Origin of the sequence: Acinetobacter sp. ANC 3832, assembly GCF_002135415.1 — a bacterium.
Lineage (GTDB): Bacteria > Pseudomonadota > Gammaproteobacteria > Pseudomonadales > Moraxellaceae > Acinetobacter.
In genome coordinates, this window is the sequence record NZ_NEGJ01000018.1 from 23980 (window position 1) to 42470 (window position 18491).

The window sequence follows — 18491 nt, forward strand, 5'->3', positions numbered from 1 at the left end:
CACATTTAAAATTTAGACCATCATAGCAAAAAGGCTTCAAATATAATCATATCCTTAGCATAATTTTTCTTGAATGTTCAATAAGAAATAAAATAATGACACAAAACAAATACTGCACCTTTTTGGCTTTTCTGCAATACTTGCGAGGTTTTGTTTAAATCAATATGAATAATTCTTAAGGTTGAATTACATGTTCGTACGCTCAATACTTGCTTTGAGTTTAAGCTGCATTATCGCTGGCGCTGCATTTGCTGCACCGACCACCGCTGAGCAACCATTAAATCCTAAAAAAGTTGCTTCTACGGTTGCTGTTGAAGATCCGATTGATCCATTGGCAATTGATACCTCTGCAGATGACTCTCGTTCAGGTGAGACCCAAATTTCTCAACAAGAGCAAAAAGACTTAAATCAAGCAGCAGACACCCTGCAAAATTTAGAAAAAACGGAAGATACGAGTGCTGATGTTGGCGCAGCGCCATCTAAAGCAACGACGGCATCAACGACAACCAATACACCTGCTGTAAAAGCATCGTGGACATTAGACGGCATTAATAATGCTGTTTGGTATGAAAATATTGGTAAAGGTCAGTTCCCTGTTTATGCACGTGCGCATGTCATGCTTAACAATGCACATGCTTCGCCTGGTGCTATTGACGGTTCTAGTGGTATGAACACGTTAAAGGCCATTGCGTCTTTCCAACAAATGAATGGAATTAAAGCAACAGGTGTTCTCACCAAAGAAACTTGGGATGCACTTGTGGCTCAACAAGGCAATAAACCTGCTTATGTTGAATACACTATTACAGATGAAGACATTAAAGGTCCTTATGCTGCATCTATTCCACACGATTATGCATTACAAGCAAAAATGAAAGGCTTGTATTACACACGTGTGACTGAAATGCTGGGTGAAAAATTCCACATGGATGAAGAATTTTTAAAGAAACTGAATCCTAAAGCGAGCTTTAAAAAAGCGGGCGAAAAAATTATTGTGACCAATATTCGCAATGATTTACCTGAAAATATTCATTTGATTGTTGCGCATAAAGGTGCAAAACAGTTGTATTTATTTAATGCACAAAATCAAATGGTCGGTTCATTCCCCGCAACGATTGGTAGTTCAGATACACCATCGCCAACAGGAACGTACAAAGTAACAGGTGTCGCGAAGAATCCTTGGTATAGCTACTCTCCAAGTAACTTCCTTCAAGGCAATAACCGTAAACCACTTTCATTACCACCAGGTCCAAATGCACCTGTAGGTAATATCTGGATTGGTTTAAGTAAAAAATCATTTGGTATTCATGGTACTCCGAATCCATCTACGATTTCTAAAACAGCATCACATGGTTGTATTCGTTTAACCAACTGGGATGCAAATGATTTAGGTAAAAAAGTAAAAGCTGGTGTTACCGTTAAATTCTTAGAATAATTTCATCACTATTCTAAAAGGTGCTTAGTTTTAAAATTAAGCACCTTTTTTCATATCTTTTATTTTTGCAGATATCAATAGATAGAAGAATCAATTTAAAACATAAGTGGTTAATTTGAAATAATATGACTACTTTTATAAATAGAAAAATGAACGACTTATAATCAAAATTAGTATCGTTCCAATAATGCAACAAAACATTGCATTCATGCTATTTATTCACTTTTCAGAAATTTGTACTATAGCTTCATAGACAAAAATAAAGAGGTGTAACATGAATACATATCTACATCACAGTGAAGATCGTGGTCATGTCAAAGCAGGTTGGTTAGAGTCAAAACATAGTTTTTCATTCGGTAGTTGGTACAACCCTAAATTCATGGGTGTTGGTCCTTTACGTGTAATTAATGATGATATTATTGCTGCACATAATGGTTTTGGAACCCATCCACATGACAATATGGAAATTTTGACCTGTGTATTGCAAGGTACGATTTCTCATAAAGATAGTATGGGCAATGAACGTCATATTCATGCAGGTGAATGGCAACTCATGAGTGCGGGTACTGGTGTGCGCCATAGTGAAATGAATCAAGGTGATGAAGCTGTACATATGTTACAGATTTGGATTCACCCGAATATTCAAGATGCTGAGCCAACGTATCAACAAATTGAACAAGATCCTAAACACTCTCCGAATCAATGGTTATTGATTGTTGGACCAAATGAAAATGCACCCATGCATCTTCGCCAAAATGCCGAAGTTAAAACAGCATATTTGGAAAAAGGTCATGAACTTCCGATAGAGGCAACTCAGAAAATGAACTATGTTCATGTTATCACTGGACAAGTCATGATTGATGATAAAATCATTAAAGCAGGTGATGCACTTATTTTTGATCATAAATCTACGGTGAAAGCTTTAGAAGACAGTCAAATGATTTGGTTTGATCTTGCTGAATAAGTAAATGAACAATAAAATAATGCGTACTTCATGATTTTGAGGTGCGCATTATTTTTTAATTTAGAAAAACTAAATAATAAATTAAAGTTTTTTTGTTTCCTACTCGACAAAACACATATGACTTTTAAATTAAAAATAGAGTGATACCGCAACTCTCTTATTCAAAATGAAATGAACAGCTAGAAATATTGCTCTACCCTTTTATTCTGATTAAAAAAAGCAACATAAAGTAATTTTGAATACAAATATAGGATGTTTATGAAATAACTTGAAAATTAATTTAATCTTTGTAAAAAGATATAGTTGTAAATTATCAGAATGTAACTATTTAGTAAAATTACATTAATTTTCATAGTTTAAATTAGGTTTTGTGTAAAATATAAACAGTTATAGCTATATTTCTGTTCTCAATGAACGATCACCATATTCGTACACTTTTATACTGGGTGATTTTCACTCTACTATTCATAGGGGTTATTGCCTATGAATGGCTTCCTGCAAGCTATAGAGGAAGCTGGATTTTTATTTTAAGCCTTGTTATTGCGGGTGCATTTTTTCGCTTTGGTGTGGCACTCATTGTTGGATTCATTACATTTTTTATCACTGCTCTATATTTCTTATTTGATCTGAATAATTTTGCACACATTGAACGACAATTACTCGTATTGTTTGCTATACCTTTTGCACCCTTATTTTTAAGTGCAATTCGATATAACTTAATTTCAAAACATGAAGTAGAACAAGCCTCTGCGACATATGACTTTAAACGTTCAAATGACATATTACCTATTTCTGCTTGGGAAAACATGCATGTCGAATTGATCAAAATGTTCCCCTTCGTGGCATTAGATCATTATGAACTTATTCGAATAAAAGTGGTTAACCGAAAACTGATTGAAGATATGTTGGGTGCTGCTGTTTGGAAAAATACTCAAAATAAAATTCTTGAAGTCTTACAACAAAAAACAGATGGTGTGATCTATCACTTTTCAGATGATCATCTTTCAGAGATCACTAGTGTTATTTTTAGAACCCATCCAGATGCTAAAAATTTGCCGAAATTCGTTCATCAACTTGAACAAATAGAAAGTTTAAAAATTGAGATTGAATATATATTGAGAGACATTCCACATTCTGAACAGGAGTTGATCGATGTCAATATTCCTTAATTTATGTGGTCTTTTGGTCTCTGTAAATGGACTTCCTGATGAAACATTGAAGACCTTTTATGCGGATTATTATCATTGTCGTGTGATTGCAGAACAAGCCCCAGCTAAAGGCATCATCCCTCAACTCACGCCCACTCATAAAATTGCCATGTATTTTCCCAGTGAAAAGGTATGGTGGCCTGTATTCACTTTAGATCAAGTCGGTTCAAATAGTTTTAATCGCTTTATTCAGCACGGCATAAAGCCTGGAATTTTATTACCTGATGAAAATTTTGACTGGATTCAATATAAAAATGCCAAAGTTGCTGTTGCCCAAGGTGCAATTCCTATCATTGAGTATCATCCTGAACAACAAAATTATTTTTCAGCCAAAGCGGTACTTTCAACAGCTTTTGGGCTGCGCCCTTTAGCTGCCTTTGTACCTACAGGTTGGGATCCGAGCCTATTAGCTCAGCCTAAAGGCAGTTATATCGTACAACAATCTGATCCAAATCAAATTCCTTTACCAGCTAGAGAAATTATTTATAAACAACATTATTTTTATAATGCTGTACAAAATTCGGCTCAAGATGCAGGTAATCAAGTGCTGATTAATCCACCTGAAGATATTCCACTTGAAAATATTGAATATCCTAAATTCGGCATTTCTTGGAATTTTCATGGCGTCGATTACACCAGTACAGAAACACACATTGAAACCAATATAATCGGCTATTTTTTTATTTTTACCAGTTTTCTAATCATCCCTTTAGATTTGCTTTTGAACAGCCAATACCCCGGTATTTTAACGACGGTTGGTAGTTCTGTGTCTTGGGTGTCATTAATCATTGGCATCGCTCTACTCAGCCTCCTTATCATTTCAATTCTTAGAAAAGTGCGCGCACATGACCCCGATTGATCTATTATTTCTTGTCGGTTTCATCGGAATTTGGATTCCGCAAGCATTCTGGGCATGGCTCAGTTTTTCTGCATGGCAATATTCTAAGAAAGCAGCAAAAGAGCTTGCGAATTTACCTGTTCCTAAAACATGGCCAATGCTAAGTATCTTGATTCCCGCATATAACGAAGAAGTCGTGATTGAGGAAACTTTACATGCGATGGCTATGCAGGATTACCCTGCTGAATCATTTGAAGTCATCTTAATTAATGATGGCTCTAAGGATGATACTTTAGCCATTGCAGAACGATTAGCGGCGATATATTCCTGCATTAAAATTGTCAATGTCCCTAAAGGCATGGGTGGTAAAGGTAAATCACGTACATTAAATAATGGCTTACCTCATGCCAAAGGCGAACTCATCGTCGTCTATGATGCAGACAGTACACCTGAACCTAACTGCGTTCGATTACTGGCACAAACATTAGTAGCAGATTCAAAACTGGTTGCTGTAAATGGAAAGGTCAGAACACGAAACTGGCAAGACAGTATTTTGACGCGTTTCATCGCGATTGAATTTATCTTTTTCCAATGGATTTTTCAGGGCGGACGTTGGAACCGTTTTGAGCTCTCGACACTCATGGGCACCAATTACATCATTTGGCGTGATGCTTTGGAAACACTGGGTGGATTTGATGAACAATCCCTCGTAGATGATACAGAAATGAGTTTTCGTATTTTCCTTGGGAAAAAACGCATTAAATGGGTGCCCTATGCCGTGGGTTGGCAACAAGACCCTCCTTCATTAAGCGTATTCATTAAGCAGAGATCTCGTTGGACACAAGGTAATTTTTATGTCACCAATAAATATTTACCTGTAGCGCTCGCCCAACCTTTTCCGATTGGGATCGAAATTTTAAATAACATCATGTGCTATGTGATGTTTGTTCCTGCATTGTTCCTTAGTCATGTTGCTTTAATCCTCGGCTTACTGGGCATTGCAGGTGTATCCATTCCTGGACCCTTTACTGCGCTTTGGGTACTGTCTTTTTGTTTATATATTGCACAAGTGTGGTTTACCCTTTCACTTGAAAAAGCAAAACCACAATTGTATTTCTTTTCCGTCATTGCATATTTTAGTTATTCACAGATTTTTTTGATCATTGTCTTTAAAGCTGCCTATGACATGTTGAAAAATAAAATCACAGGTACGGGTATTCAATGGTACAAAACCGAACGTAGTAAAGAGAAAAAATGATGAACTTTACAGCCAAATCTCTCACTCGCGCGTTGTTACTCGGTAGCGCACTTTTAGCGGCCTTACCACTACAAGCGGGCAACAATTGGAACTTTGATGATGCTAAAATCAATAGCAGATTCACTGATCAGCCTTACTATTATTATGTGGCCAAAGGTGAACAATGGAACAATATTGTTTATAAGGCAAATTTTCAAACCGACAATAATGCAACGTTGATTGTGAATTATGATGATCGCCCAATCTATCGAACCAGTTTAACAGGTCAAGGGACTTTATCCATTCCGATTCCGAGCAGTACCAGTGGTTACCATCGTTTAAATTTTATTATTCAACAATATTCGACGCAAGACAAAAATAATTTATGCCAAGAAGAGCCTGATCAATTTACCACATTGAATCAAAGTTTATTGAGTTACGATGCTTCTCGTTCAAGCTACCATCTGAGTGATTTACCAGATGCTTTGTATAATCCACAAGTACATCAAGCGACACCTTTTACCGCAAGTCTCAACTTTGACAAAGCCAATATCGTAGAAGCTGCCATGTTGGCACGACTTTTTACCGCATGGAATAGTAATACAGAAATCCAGTGGGTTGATCATACTCTAATCCAAACTCAGCCTGTGAATTTCAATGTTGTTGTACAACATAGCGCAACAAAAATGAATGGTGCATCTGTTGCACTTACAAATGAAGGGAGCATTCCGACATTAACCATTACTTATTCAACAGCAGCAGAATTAGAGTCCGCTGTGAACGGGTTAATGAATCCTACATATTTAGATCAAATTAATAATGCCAATGCTGTATTACCTGCAACATTGGCTGCTCCACAATGGGCAACACTGAAAACCTTTCAAAACCTAGCAGATTTAGGTGTTCAAGATTTTAGACTAGACCAAGCTACCAAAAATATGAGCTTAAACTTTCCTGCAGTGTGGCTGCCGACTGATATTTTACAAGGTCAAATTGCTTTACGCTCGCAAAGTGGTTTATTAGAAGGCTCGGGAGTGACTGCTTGGGTAAATAATGCTTTGGCGGGCAGTTTAAAACTTTCAGAACTTGAATCTGATCCTGTTGAGCGTTCATTTAATTTCTTTGGTAAAAATATTTCACCGAGCAATGTTTTTGATTTAAGAGTTGAAAGTTCAATTATTGCCAATTCAAACTGTATACCGAGTGCTCGCGGTTCATTATGGATCGATGCGACAAAATCTAAAATAACCTTACCGTATAAGCTAAAAAATGGTGTGGTTGCCGTTTCTTCTGCTTTAGCTACAGCACCGAATATTGCTATAGACTCAAACTCTGGCTCATTAGGTATGGCAATTGTCACTGCACAAGTGGCAAAAAAAATGCTAATGACACCCAATCCACTGCCACTGAATATTCAAAAATTTGATTCTGCGAATCCACAGCTCATTAATATTCGTGTAAACAAAGAAATATACAATCAACAAGTAAATACGCATCAAGATACGATTTATGCACCATCTGCTGCCCACGGCTTTTTTATTATTTACCAAAAAGACCGTTTTAATATCATTGCAGATGATGAAGTTGGTGCTCAAAACTTTATGCACTTATGGCCGAAAATTCAAAATAACATCCCCAATAACACCACAAAAGTTTTCGTTTCCGCACAAGGAAATGTCTATGCCCTGCAACAACTGATCGTAGGAAATCAAAAAGCACCGATTGTTCAGCAATCGAATTTCTTCCTACTGATTGTTGTTATATCTGTTATCTTTATCCTTGCGATCCTTTATTGGTACTGGCGTAAGCGTAAAAATGCTAAATCATAAAAAAGGCTATATCAAATACTCCATTAGTTTGATCATTGGAGTATTCGTTATGGTAATAATAACGGGTATGGTTGTTGTTGAAAAAAGACAACTTCCTCCTGCTCAAGTCATTGGTGTTTTTTGGCAACCTGATCTACATAGTCAACCTGAAGGAAATTGGGATTTATTAGGTGTCACTACTTTTATTCCACAATTTGGTACGGTCGATGGAAAATCTTGGTTTCAAGGTGAGCGAATTTCTGCATGGCAAACACTTCCAAACTGGAAAAAAGTCAAACAACAAGCTTGGTCTAAGCATCTTATTTTAGGTTTATCTGGTCGCTACAATGAAACAGAAGCAAGAGCACAGGTTGAAGATCTCGGTGTAGAATCACTCAACTTCTTAAAAAATACAGACTTTCCTTTCAAAGCTGATGCGTATTACTTTCCAGTAGAAGCAGACCCGACATGGTTGCGAGTGCATGCTTTAGGTAAAACCTTAGAAACACTGCCTAAACCGCTTTGGGTCAGTATTTACAGTGCTGAAGCTGAACCGTTACACTATGATTTATGGTTAAAAAGTTGGTTGCCTGAGCAGACCAATGTATTCTTTCAAGATGGCGTAGGTACTGGTGTGCGAACAGCGGAACAAGCCGTTAAAATAGCAAATCAATTGAATAAAACCATTGGTAATCATCGTGTCGTGATTATTTTAGAAGCTTTTAGAATGACAGAAGATCATAAAACTCGAGCAGCGACACCATGGGAAATTATTGAACAATTGAAAGCTTATGAAGGTCAACAAGTCTATATTTTTGATGGGCCACATTATATGAACCGTTGGTCTGTTTATACTGTCGCTTTATGGCAAAAATTGGCTTATCGCAGATTCTTATAAATGCCGAACTACTCTCTAGAGTCTAGAATAAATTATAAAAAATTAGCCTTATTGGCTGATTTCTTATAAGGCTACACAAAGCTTTCTTGCAGCATACCTTTAAATTTCTTTGTTAAAAATATAGATATTATAAACGCTGATGCAAAATGCCTAATTAATCATTCATAAGCTAAATCATTTACAATCTGAATAAATACGATTCAAAATACGTTGCGAAGCCAAACCATCGCCAAATGGATTTTCCACTTGTGACATTTTTTGATAATGCTTTGGATCATTTAACAATAACTCAGCTTCATGAATAATTTTTTCAACATCGGTTCCAACCAATACACCTGCGCCTACATCAACAACTTCTGGGCGTTCTGTGGTTGTTCTTAAAATTAATACTGGCTTTTTATAAGAAGGACTTTCTTCTTGTAAACCACCTGAATCCGACATAATAAAAGTTGCACGATTCATAATATTTAACAAATTTGGATAATCCAATGGTGCTAGTAAATGCACTTGAGGATGATTTGCAAAATGTTGATGTACCACATCATGTACAGCAGGATTTAAATGTACTGGCCAGACAAAATATAAGTCACTATGCGTATCGACCAATTTAGAAACTGCAGTACAAATATTTAAAATGCCTTCACCAAAATTTTCACGGCGATGTGCTGTCATCAAGACAATTCGATCATCTTTAGAAAAACTCAACCCTAAATCAGCCATTAACTGTTGGCTGTTTTCATCTGACATCATGCTTTTTGCCAAATACACAGCATCAACAACCGTATTACCAGTCACTTCAACTAAAGCTGAATCCACTTGTTCATTTAACAAATTTTGCTTAGATTGTGCCGTTGGAGCAAAGTGCCAATGTGCAATTCTAGATACCAATTGACGATTTCCCTCTTCAGGAAATGGATGTTCCAAATCATAAGAACGTAAACCAGCCTCAACATGCGCAGCAGGAATTTTCATCGAAAATGCTACCATCGCGGCTGCTAATACAGTGGTGGTATCACCTTGAATAATAATTGCATCACGCTGTTGACCATCTTTAAAAACAGTTTCAATTTACTGTAACCCATGAATCAGTAATTGATTTAAACTTTGCCCTGCCGACATCATTTTTAAACGATGATCAATTTTAATCTTAAAAAACTCAATTGCGTCTCGCACTAATTCATCATGCTGACCTGTAAAAATCACATCAACGCTAAAGCGTGGGTCTTTCTGTGCCAACAAAATCATTGGAGCAAGCTTGATCAGTTCAGGGCGTGTTCCAAAGATAATTGAAATCATGATTTTTTTAGACATGGCTTAAAAACCCTTATAAAATGTGAGTTCTACACGTGCATTGCTATACGTATCTTTCACATCAATCGGCGTATCCGAAACATATTTACCATACATTTGCTCAACTCTGAGCGTCACTGGATATTGTTGGAAAGGCTGCCAAGCAATACCTGGACCAATTTCAACTAAATTATTGTAATACTGCTTATCTGTATCATTAATGGTATGTAGTTTTCCATATGCTTGAACACGACCTGCTTGACCTTGATACAGATTTAAACCTGAACGCAATCTTAAATCTGCGAGAACATCATAGTCCTCACGTGAGTAGGTCGCGATATTGCCATATAAATCACTATATAAAGAGGGGCAATTTTCTGAAGAACATAGTTTGATATCATGTTGCCATTCTTGATAACCCGTAACCCCACCGACGATACTCTCACGAAATTTATCGCGATTTCGATCAATTAAATCGTAACTTCCACCGACTTCTAAATAGACACGTGCAGGAATATTTTGAAAAGGTTGATAATTTACACCCACACCTAAAACAGCAGCGTTATCTTCAAAAATTTTATCTACTATTTCAGGATTGCTACCGACTTTAGATTGAGTATCTCGCGTAATACTTGTAAAACCATACACTTGAGCCTGTTGTTGATCACCAAAGTTACGCCCAAAACGAAGCTTTAAAGGGAAAATACCGTCATCAAAACGCCCTTCATAAGAAGGTGAAAAATAAATATCAGCAAAATAAGGTGCTAATTTACTTTGAGAAGTACTTTGTAAATTATTGACTGCTTGTTTGGCTTTCGTAGCGGTCTCGGCATTTTGTGACTGCTCTAAGGACTTAAATACCACAAGTGCTTCATCGTTACGGTGTAATTGATTGAGTAAATAAGCTTCTTGCAAAGCCAATTGTTCATCTAGCGGTTCAACTTCTCTGGCTTTTCTTACACTATTCAGTGCTTCCTCTGATTTCCCCATACGAATTTGTAAATAGGTTAGACTTTTCCATACTTTAATATCATGCGGTGTTTTTTCAGCAAGCTGCTTTAGAATACTTTCAGCTTGTTGCGGATTGGTTTTTTCTATTTTATAAAATTGATCCCACAAATCATAAATTGGATTACCAGGTACATAACTTACGGTGTTTGCTTGATCAGCATGTCCTACCCCCATAAAAAAAGGTAAGAAAGAGACACTCAGACATGCTAATTTCAAGCATTTCAAAGTCAGTCTATTAGTATGTTGCATAATCAGCTCACATGAAAACAGAGGAGGGAGATATAAATAAAGCACAATATTTCATATGCTTAAATTTCAAAAAACAAAAAAAGTAAGTCCGAACAACTCACGAAAATATAAAAACGTTACTTATGTAATATTATATTCCCACCATAACGCTCAAACAATGATCAACTACAAAAATCCTGTATTTTATTCTGAATGACATCCAACGCTTTAATCTGCATTCATTTCTATCTTTTTTTATTTTCAAGGTGTTGTTATCAATAAATATATAATTTATTTAGTATTTTTTGATTAAATATTGATCAAAATTTACCGAATACGTAACACATAAAACTTCTTTCACAAGTATTAGCAACCTCTTTCTTTTTTCTTATAGGAGAAATATAAAAAAGGAGTTATGCAAGAAGTTTTAAATCATCTACTTTTTTATAGATTAATTTAGTACATCTTTTTTAAGTTATAAGTTACGACACCCCAAATAATTAACTCCTGCCCTTCTTCAATATAAATATTTTGATAATCTTCATTTTCAGCTTTGAGCCAAATTTTGGGTGGATTAAATTGTTTATCAATCATCAACCGTTTCACCGTAAAATCTGTATCAATCAATGCAATCACAATATCCCCTGATTTTGCTGGAATACTCCGATCAACAACCAAGGGATCATCAATATCAATTCCAACATCTAGCATAGACAATGAGTTTGCTTTGACAATAAATGTTGATCCTTCATTTTTTATCAAGTATTCATTCATATCTAAAGACTGTTCTATCGAATCTTGCGCTGCTGATGGTGTACCTGCAGCAACACGCTCAGTCGCAAGAGGAATCTGATAAATTCTTGTTGTATTCGGCTGTACAGTCTGTATTTTTATAGAAGATGTTAAATCATTCAAAGGGCTGGTTTTGAAATTTTTCAGTAACCAATTTTTGATAAAATTAACTTGCGACTCGGGTACACGAATCACTTTTGTTGGCTCATTGAACTGTGCCTTTCGTCCCGAGTTATTTCTTGCACCGCCATGTTCAAATTCTATTTTTTTAGACATTGTGCCTCCTACATACGATAAATCTTTTAAAATCAATATATCTTGAAAAAGTTACAATTTCAAGTTGACGAATAATTTATTTTGAATAACAATAGCTCTATTGATCAGTTTTTGATTCATTTATTTTAAATATGGAAGTTAAAAATAAATATCATACTTGTTAAAAATCAATATATTAGATTAATTATATTTTTTTTAAAACCTCTAATTTATTGATCTTATTTAATAAGTAACCTGATCATACAGCAATTAACTTTATTGAAAGATTTTCTATGCGGAGACATAAAAATGACAACTCAACGTGATGCAATTCTTGGTTATGCTGACGAACAACATGCTTACTACATTCGCTTGATTGAGAATGATACGGTCTTAGGAAGCAATTATGGTCTGCCGTGTGCAAATCCAAATAGTGATATTGCTGAAAGCATTATGACCACCTTATTTTTAAAGAAATCATTTTGGTTAAATGGTTCTGAATTTACAGATATTGTAAAAGGCTTACAGCCTCTAAGCTTATAAAGTTAAATATTTATTTTGATAAAATATAAGTTAATAAATTATCCAATTATTAATCTCTTTCTAAATATTAGTAAAATTAAAAGCCCCATTGTTAAAATTAGGGCTTTTAATTAAATTACCTAAAAATTTTAAATTTAGATTATTAAACTTAAACAAACATTATTTAGATGTTTTTTTCTTGGTTAAACTCTCATATTCCTTAAACGTTTCTTCAGCAAATTTTCGTAAAGAATTACCAATAGCTGCATATTGATATTCATTTAAATTTGCTAGAGATGCACGTGCAGAAGGATGCATAACACCAAATCCTGAACCCGGTAATAACACTACACCCGTTTCATCAGCCACACGGAATAATAATTCAGTTGGATTTTTTGTTTTCATAACCCACTTCGCAAAATCTTCTCCATAAAGCGTACGTGAAATATTTTCTAGATTAATGAGTGTGTAATAATCTACATTATTCGTATCTTGAGGAACATCTACACCAAGCTGTCTATATAATGTTGTATTACGTTCACGTACAACAGATTTAACCGCTTTTTTATAAGATTGGCGTGAGTCCATCATATTAAATAATGCAAATAAAACCATCTGAACTTGCTGTGGTGTAGAAAGTCCAGCAGTATGGTTTAAAGCAACATTACGACTATCAGCAACCATACGATCAATAAACTTAATATTTGATGGATCTGTGGTTAATGATGAATAACGTTCTTCAAGTTCCTGTTTGGCTTTTTTCGGTAGAGCCGCAATTTTTTTATCTAAAATATTATTATCAGATAATGCAATCACCCCTAAGCGCCAACCCGTTGCACCAAAATATTTTGAGAATGAATACACTAAAATTGTGTTATCTGGGCAAATAGCAAAAAGTGACTTAAAGTTGTCTGCAAACGTTCCATATACATCATCCGTAAGAATAATTAAATCTGGGCGTTTTTTTACAATATCTGCCAAAATAGCAAGACCTTCATCACTCATTTTGACAGAAGGTGGATTACTTGGATTGACTAGAAAAAAAGCTTTAATAGATGGATCTTCAAGCTTGCGTAATTCTGACTCAGGGTATTGCCAATCTAGCTTAGGATCAGCCTCAATCAATACTTCTTCAAGTTGGTAATCATTTAATTTTGGAATTTCCAAATAAGGTGTAAATATTGGAGTTCCAATTGCAATACGATCTCCTTTATCAATTATCTTATTTTCTTTGAGTGAATTAAAAATGTAAGCCATGGCAGCCGTACCGCCTTCGACAGCAAATAAATCAATCGACTCTTTTGCTACCCCTTGCACCCCCATTTCTCTCAAAACATATTCTTTAATTATGCTTTCACTAACGCGAAGCATACGATCAGGTACTGGATAATTGCAACCTAAGATACCTTCAACCATTTCCAATAAAAATACATCAGGATCAAGACCCAATTGATCTCTCACATAGGAAATAGCTTTACCTAAAAAGACCACGCCAGGTTTATCACGGTTTTCTAAAATGAATTGATCAAAGCGTGATTGCAATCCAAGAGGTCGTGGAAAACCGCCTAATCCTTCTGGCATATATGAGAATGAAAACTCTGATTCTGTGGCAGCAAATAATCCCAATTGAAAAAATGCTCTGCGTGGCACAGTTGCTAAAAAGTTAGGATTTCCACGCCCAGCATTCAACATCATACGATCAGTACGACTTTGAGCCAAAGCAATGAGTTCATCTTTAAGTTCGAATGGACTAAGTTTTGCATATTTAGAATAATCAACATTTCCCATGGGAAATCTCCTGAGTAAATATAATTAATAAAATGTATAAATTTAATGTATTCAATAATGTTATTAAGCTAAACCAACGATCAATGGTCCAAGCAATGTTAAAAAGACATTTGCTAAAGCATAAGTAATTGCAAAAGGAACTGTTGGGATTGAGTTTCCGGCTTTATCCAGTACTCCGCCAAATGCAGGATTTGCACTTCGTGCCCCCGATATTGCACCCGCCATAACAGCAACATTGTCATAACGAAGTACATAACGAGCAAAAAGCATCGCCAGTAGCAATGGGACTAGAGTCACTACTACACCGATGAGAAAAAGTGATAATCCACTTTCTTTAATAGTTTGAATTGCTTGTAAACCAGACTGCAAACCAACTGCTGCAACAAAGCCAGCAAGCCCTAAGTCTTTAAGAAGTTGTGATGCTGCGGGTGGCATATTGCCATGTAGTTGATTACGGCTACGCAACCATCCAAATAATAGACCTGAAAGTAATGCCCCACCTCCTGCACCGAGAGTCAGCGGAACTCCACCAATTCGAATAACAAAGAGACCTATAATTAGACCAACAACAAGCCCCGCTCCATGAAAAATCCAATCTGTTTTTAGACTTTCTGGTAGTGCTTTACCTGCTTCTTTAATTAAACGTGAAAGATCATTTTGAGTACCATAAACAGTAACCACATCACCTTGACGCAAGATAGTTTCATCACTTAATGGCAATATTTCACCATTACGCTTAAGTGCTAAGACATAAATACCGTGCTTTAAAGATGCTGGCGTATTCGCTTTAATATCACCAAGTGTCCGATTAAGATATTCAGAGTTATTGAGGATCACATCAGTTGTGTCCATAACGATTTCCATACCAGATGAAGATTGCAACTCCGTTCCGATATGATTCGATATTGCAACAACCCCTGCTCGTCGCCCCACAACCAATACAATATCTTCAGCCAATAGGGTTGTTTCTGGACTGACATCTATGAATTTATCTTTTCGCTTTAAACGTTCAATCGTTATGCTGTTACCTTCAAGTTCAATATCAGCAATACGTTTACCATTTGCTTGGTTAACCTTATATATACGACCAACCAACTCTGGTATTGCTAATTCTTGCCCTGGAGCAAGTTCAAAAGCACCTTTTAAACGTTCAGATTGTGCCTTAAGTGCATCATCGCGAATTTCCCTTCCCATAAAGCGTGGAAGAATATTCACACAAACAATAATTGCACCAAGCGAACCAAAGATATAGGTAACAGCATAACCAATTGCAACATTAGCCTGCATTTTTTGAATTTCTGCGAGAGGTAAATCAAGACGAGAAATTGCGTCACCTGCTGTACCAATAATCGCTGATTGAGTCATGCCTCCCGCTGCTAGACCCGCAGCCAAGCCTTTGTCTAAATGGAAAATTTTTGCCATAACCAATACAGTGATTAAACCGCAAATTGCCATAAATACAGCCAATAAAATCTCTTTTATTGACTCAGGTCCTAAAGATTTAAAAAACTGAGGACCACTTTCAAAACCGACCGCATAAATAAATAAGGCGAAAAGTATTGCTTTAACACCATTGTCAATGGGAATACCAAGTAAGCTTAATACAACTGCAACAAGTAAGGAGCCAGCCACACCTCCAAACTGAAATTTTCCAAATTGGAATTGACCAATCCAAAACCCTATTGCCAGAGACAAAAATAAGAGTATCTCTGGGCTGTGCCTTAATTCACTTTGCAACCATTCCATTATTTGAATCCCCACATAGATTTTTGTCATATACTGGAATTACATTTACAACAGTTAAATAAAATAAAAACGTAAATACTTTTTAATGCAAAAATAAAAACCTATTAATTAATAAGATGTTAAAAATTATATTTTATTTAACTAAAGTATTTAAATTTCTCAAAATTGATTTATTTAATGTGTTGCATTTAATGAATATATCTCGTGATTTTTTTTTAATTATTAACTTTTGTATGCATATTATTAAGAAAAATATTTAAATGTAATTATTAAGAAATTTAATTTAATTAATGAGACAATAATCACCATTAACCAGAAAATACAATTAATTATCACAGAAAGATGATTTGCATTTTTTTTTATTCTTTATATATTAAGATTCTTTGATTTTTATTTAAACAATATCATTAATAAACTTCAACTACATTATTAATTTAAAAATAATAAAATATCTCTGAAAATTTATATAAAAAACCAAATTAAAGGTTTAAGAGTTCTCACATATTCCTATCCCATCGAAGTTCAATAAATAAAAAATATTAATATTTATGCTAAGGAGCTACACAATCAAAATTTATTAATTATATTTTACCTAACTAAAAAAAATCCATAAGATCAATGATTCTTTACCTAATAAAATCAATAAAAATTTCACTTTATACGTGAATAATTAACCTATAAAAGCCTTTTTTTACTTTCTTTAATTTAATGAAAAATAACTTTAAAAATACATCTAAAAATAAAAAATGGTGAAAATACAATAATATAGTATTTTCACCACTATATAAAATAATAATTTTTTAGAAATGCTTAGTAATGGTAAACCACGACTCAACATCATTCGGCTGTTCCGAACTCTTGGGTTTTGAACCAATTGGGAAACCAACGGTTAGCGCTGCGCCCCATTGTGATGAATTTGTCCAATTCAATCCCAAGCCTGCACTATTGATACGTTCTTGATTATCTCCAGTTAACCCTTTCCATTTATGCGCTTGGCGCTTTACCTCTCCTGTATCAATATAAACCTTACCGATGACTTGGTTATTTGAAGAAGCATATAAACTGTGTCGAAGTTCAGCCAATAGATAATAACCTGTTGAACCACTTAATACGCTATTTTCATATCCTGCAACATTGGCAGAACCACCAACACTAAACTGCTGTGCACTGTCTAAATTATCTGGGCTAAACTGAGCTTGCAACGCAGCATAAAGCTGCGTATCTGAGTCTACAAAATTTTGTAATCGAGACACATTCAATGATGCTACGACAAAGTTACCCTGTGTATTAGCAGTTGCTAGATCATCTTTCTCCGTTGCTGCATTTTTAAATTCAACATGACCAAAATCTGCGGCAACACCAAACTGAGTTAAACCGCCCCCAGCAAAATTATCGGTCTGTGATGCATCTAAACGGATACGCCCAACATGAATATCTCGATCCCGATAAAGGTCTGCAACTTCAATATCATCTTCTAAGCGTTTAAAGTCATATTGCACTCCAAGTACAACTTCACTTTGGTTATTCAATAATACAGGTTGACTCAGCCATACACTCGCTTGTTGGGCTCTCCCTACTGCATCTAGTGCTTTGTATTCTTTACCCAATTCATAATCAAGATCAGAATAACTCGCACCTAGACGTGTTCCAGCAGCATTGACCGTTGCTTCATACCCCAAACGACCAAAGTTTAAATTTCCGGAGGTCATTCCGTCAAAACTGAGTCTATCCCCCAAACCGAGCAGATTATTCGCCGCAATACCTGCGTTCAATCGCACTTCACGGGTATATTCATTACCATAATTATCAAGCCCAACATAACCATCCAAAGTTTTGTCAGGTTGAATATGAATGGTTAGGTCGCTTGTTCCAGGATAACGCCCAGCACTCACCACATTACGAATTTTAATGCCATTTAAACGACTCAGAAGTTTGAGTTGTTGTTGCAACGTTGCCGAATCAATAATATCACCTGATTGTAACGGCGCTAAAATATCCTCAATTAAGTGATTTGCAGTTCCAGTTTGATTATTGAACTGAATACGATCATATCTTGCTTCCAAGATTTGAATCTTGACGACCCCCTCAGCCAAACTTTGTACAGGTAAATAAGCTCGACTGTATGGGTAACCCTTTTGCTGATAATAGTCCGTCAATTTTTTAGTCAATTGTTGTAAATCAGATAGCGTTAATACCTGACCTTCTACATATTTGACCAATGCTTGCAGATCTTTTGTAGCAATACTTTGATTACCCTGTATCACCACTTGTTTAATGTGAATCTGTTGTTGTGAGTCAACAGACTTAGTGTCCATCTGCAGAGGTACTTCAATATTAACCTCTGCTTGTGGCTGATATTGTTGCCATGACTGCTGTTGTAACAATTGACCCGCATTTGGAATGGTATTTGCAATCACAGGAAAACTACTGACAGCAAGCGTACTCAGCAATAAAGTTTTCTTTGGATAAAACAT

The 18491-nt window shown here is 35.6% G+C and carries 15 protein-coding genes; 8 read left to right on the forward strand and 7 right to left on the reverse strand.

Features of this window, described 5'->3' with window-relative positions:
• The first annotated feature begins 190 nt into the window (after positions 1-190).
• From B9T35_RS16690 to B9T35_RS16720, 7 genes are all read left to right on the forward strand, one after another.
• Positions 191-1432 (forward strand): L,D-transpeptidase family protein, encoded by a 1242-nt coding sequence (locus tag B9T35_RS16690; RefSeq protein ID WP_086192248.1) that lies wholly within the window; start codon positions 191-193, stop codon positions 1430-1432.
• A gap of 274 nt (positions 1433-1706) precedes the next feature.
• On the forward strand, positions 1707-2396 hold the full coding sequence (locus tag B9T35_RS16695) for a pirin family protein (RefSeq protein ID WP_086192249.1): 690 nt from the start codon (positions 1707-1709) through the stop codon (positions 2394-2396).
• 410 nt (positions 2397-2806) lie between these two features.
• Positions 2807-3565 (forward strand): hypothetical protein, encoded by a 759-nt coding sequence (locus B9T35_RS16700; RefSeq protein WP_086192251.1) that lies wholly within the window; start codon positions 2807-2809, stop codon positions 3563-3565.
• Positions 3549-4463: a hypothetical protein gene (locus tag B9T35_RS16705; protein WP_086192252.1), complete on the forward strand. Its 915-nt coding sequence runs from the start codon at positions 3549-3551 to the stop codon at positions 4461-4463. The genes B9T35_RS16700 and B9T35_RS16705 overlap by 17 nt, the downstream gene beginning before the upstream one ends.
• The gene (locus tag B9T35_RS16710) at positions 4450-5700 is read left to right on the forward strand and encodes a glycosyltransferase family 2 protein (protein WP_086192254.1); all 1251 of its coding nucleotides are present in this window, start codon (positions 4450-4452) and stop codon (positions 5698-5700) included. The genes B9T35_RS16705 and B9T35_RS16710 overlap by 14 nt, the downstream gene beginning before the upstream one ends.
• Entirely contained in the window at positions 5697-7508 is a 1812-nt protein-coding gene (locus B9T35_RS16715) for a hypothetical protein (protein WP_416202458.1), read from the forward strand. The genes B9T35_RS16710 and B9T35_RS16715 overlap by 4 nt, the downstream gene beginning before the upstream one ends.
• Positions 7509-7518: 10 nt before the next feature.
• Complete coding sequence (locus tag B9T35_RS16720) at positions 7519-8385, forward strand: hypothetical protein (protein WP_416202460.1); 867 nt, start codon at positions 7519-7521, stop codon at positions 8383-8385.
• 174 nt (positions 8386-8559) lie between these two features.
• Here B9T35_RS16720 and wecB read toward each other — a convergent pair whose 3' ends face one another.
• The 4 genes from wecB to B9T35_RS16735 form a co-directional block, all read right to left on the reverse strand.
• A complete protein-coding gene (wecB, locus tag B9T35_RS16725) occupies positions 8560-9453 on the reverse strand; it encodes a non-hydrolyzing UDP-N-acetylglucosamine 2-epimerase (protein WP_416202461.1) in 894 nt (297 codons plus the stop codon).
• The gene (locus B9T35_RS18880) at positions 9454-9696 is read right to left on the reverse strand and encodes a hypothetical protein (protein ID WP_416202459.1); all 243 of its coding nucleotides are present in this window, start codon (positions 9694-9696) and stop codon (positions 9454-9456) included.
• A gap of 3 nt (positions 9697-9699) precedes the next feature.
• A complete protein-coding gene (locus B9T35_RS16730; RefSeq protein ID WP_086192271.1) occupies positions 9700-10860 on the reverse strand; it encodes a tetratricopeptide repeat protein in 1161 nt (386 codons plus the stop codon).
• 510 nt (positions 10861-11370) lie between these two features.
• Positions 11371-11982: a LexA family protein gene (locus B9T35_RS16735; protein WP_086192258.1), complete on the reverse strand. Its 612-nt coding sequence runs from the start codon at positions 11980-11982 to the stop codon at positions 11371-11373.
• A 288-nt stretch (positions 11983-12270) separates the two neighbouring features.
• Here B9T35_RS16735 and B9T35_RS16740 point away from each other — a divergent pair, with 288 nt between their 5' ends.
• Positions 12271-12504 carry a hypothetical protein gene (locus B9T35_RS16740; protein WP_086192260.1) on the forward strand — a complete coding sequence of 78 codons (234 nt, stop codon included), beginning with the start codon at positions 12271-12273 and terminating at the stop codon, positions 12502-12504.
• 159 nt (positions 12505-12663) lie between these two features.
• Here B9T35_RS16740 and B9T35_RS16745 read toward each other — a convergent pair whose 3' ends face one another.
• The 3 genes from B9T35_RS16745 to B9T35_RS16755 form a co-directional block, all read right to left on the reverse strand.
• A complete protein-coding gene (locus B9T35_RS16745; protein WP_086192262.1) occupies positions 12664-14271 on the reverse strand; it encodes a bifunctional aspartate transaminase/aspartate 4-decarboxylase in 1608 nt (535 codons plus the stop codon).
• Positions 14272-14334: 63 nt separating this feature from the next.
• Positions 14335-16020, reverse strand: coding sequence for an aspartate-alanine antiporter (gene aspT, locus B9T35_RS16750; RefSeq protein WP_086192272.1), 1686 nt, complete (start codon positions 16018-16020; stop codon positions 14335-14337).
• Between the two features lie 797 nt (positions 16021-16817).
• Positions 16818-18491 (reverse strand): ShlB/FhaC/HecB family hemolysin secretion/activation protein, encoded by a 1674-nt coding sequence (locus B9T35_RS16755; RefSeq protein ID WP_086192263.1) that lies wholly within the window; start codon positions 18489-18491, stop codon positions 16818-16820.

Excerpts from the sequence above, each read along its gene's own strand:
- B9T35_RS16690 (WP_086192248.1), top strand. The coding sequence starts at position 191 with ATGTTCGTACGCTCAATACTTGCTTTGAGTTTAAGCTGCATTATCGCT.
- B9T35_RS16695 (WP_086192249.1), top strand. The coding sequence starts at position 1,707 with ATGAATACATATCTACATCACAGTGAAGATCGTGGTCATGTCAAAGCA.
- B9T35_RS16700 (WP_086192251.1), top strand. The coding sequence starts at position 2,807 with ATGAACGATCACCATATTCGTACACTTTTATACTGGGTGATTTTCACT.
- B9T35_RS16705 (WP_086192252.1), top strand. The coding sequence starts at position 3,549 with ATGTCAATATTCCTTAATTTATGTGGTCTTTTGGTCTCTGTAAATGGA.
- B9T35_RS16710 (WP_086192254.1), top strand. The coding sequence starts at position 4,450 with ATGACCCCGATTGATCTATTATTTCTTGTCGGTTTCATCGGAATTTGG.
- B9T35_RS16715 (WP_416202458.1), top strand. The coding sequence starts at position 5,697 with ATGATGAACTTTACAGCCAAATCTCTCACTCGCGCGTTGTTACTCGGT.
- B9T35_RS18880 (WP_416202459.1), bottom strand. The coding sequence starts at position 9,696 with ATGTCTAAAAAAATCATGATTTCAATTATCTTTGGAACACGCCCTGAA.
- B9T35_RS16730 (WP_086192271.1), bottom strand. The coding sequence starts at position 10,860 with ATGGGGGTAGGACATGCTGATCAAGCAAACACCGTAAGTTATGTACCT.
- B9T35_RS16735 (WP_086192258.1), bottom strand. The coding sequence starts at position 11,982 with ATGTCTAAAAAAATAGAATTTGAACATGGCGGTGCAAGAAATAACTCG.
- B9T35_RS16740 (WP_086192260.1), top strand. The coding sequence starts at position 12,271 with ATGACAACTCAACGTGATGCAATTCTTGGTTATGCTGACGAACAACAT.
- B9T35_RS16745 (WP_086192262.1), bottom strand. The coding sequence starts at position 14,271 with ATGGGAAATGTTGATTATTCTAAATATGCAAAACTTAGTCCATTCGAA.
- B9T35_RS16755 (WP_086192263.1), bottom strand. The coding sequence starts at position 18,491 with ATGTTTTATCCAAAGAAAACTTTATTGCTGAGTACGCTTGCTGTCAGT.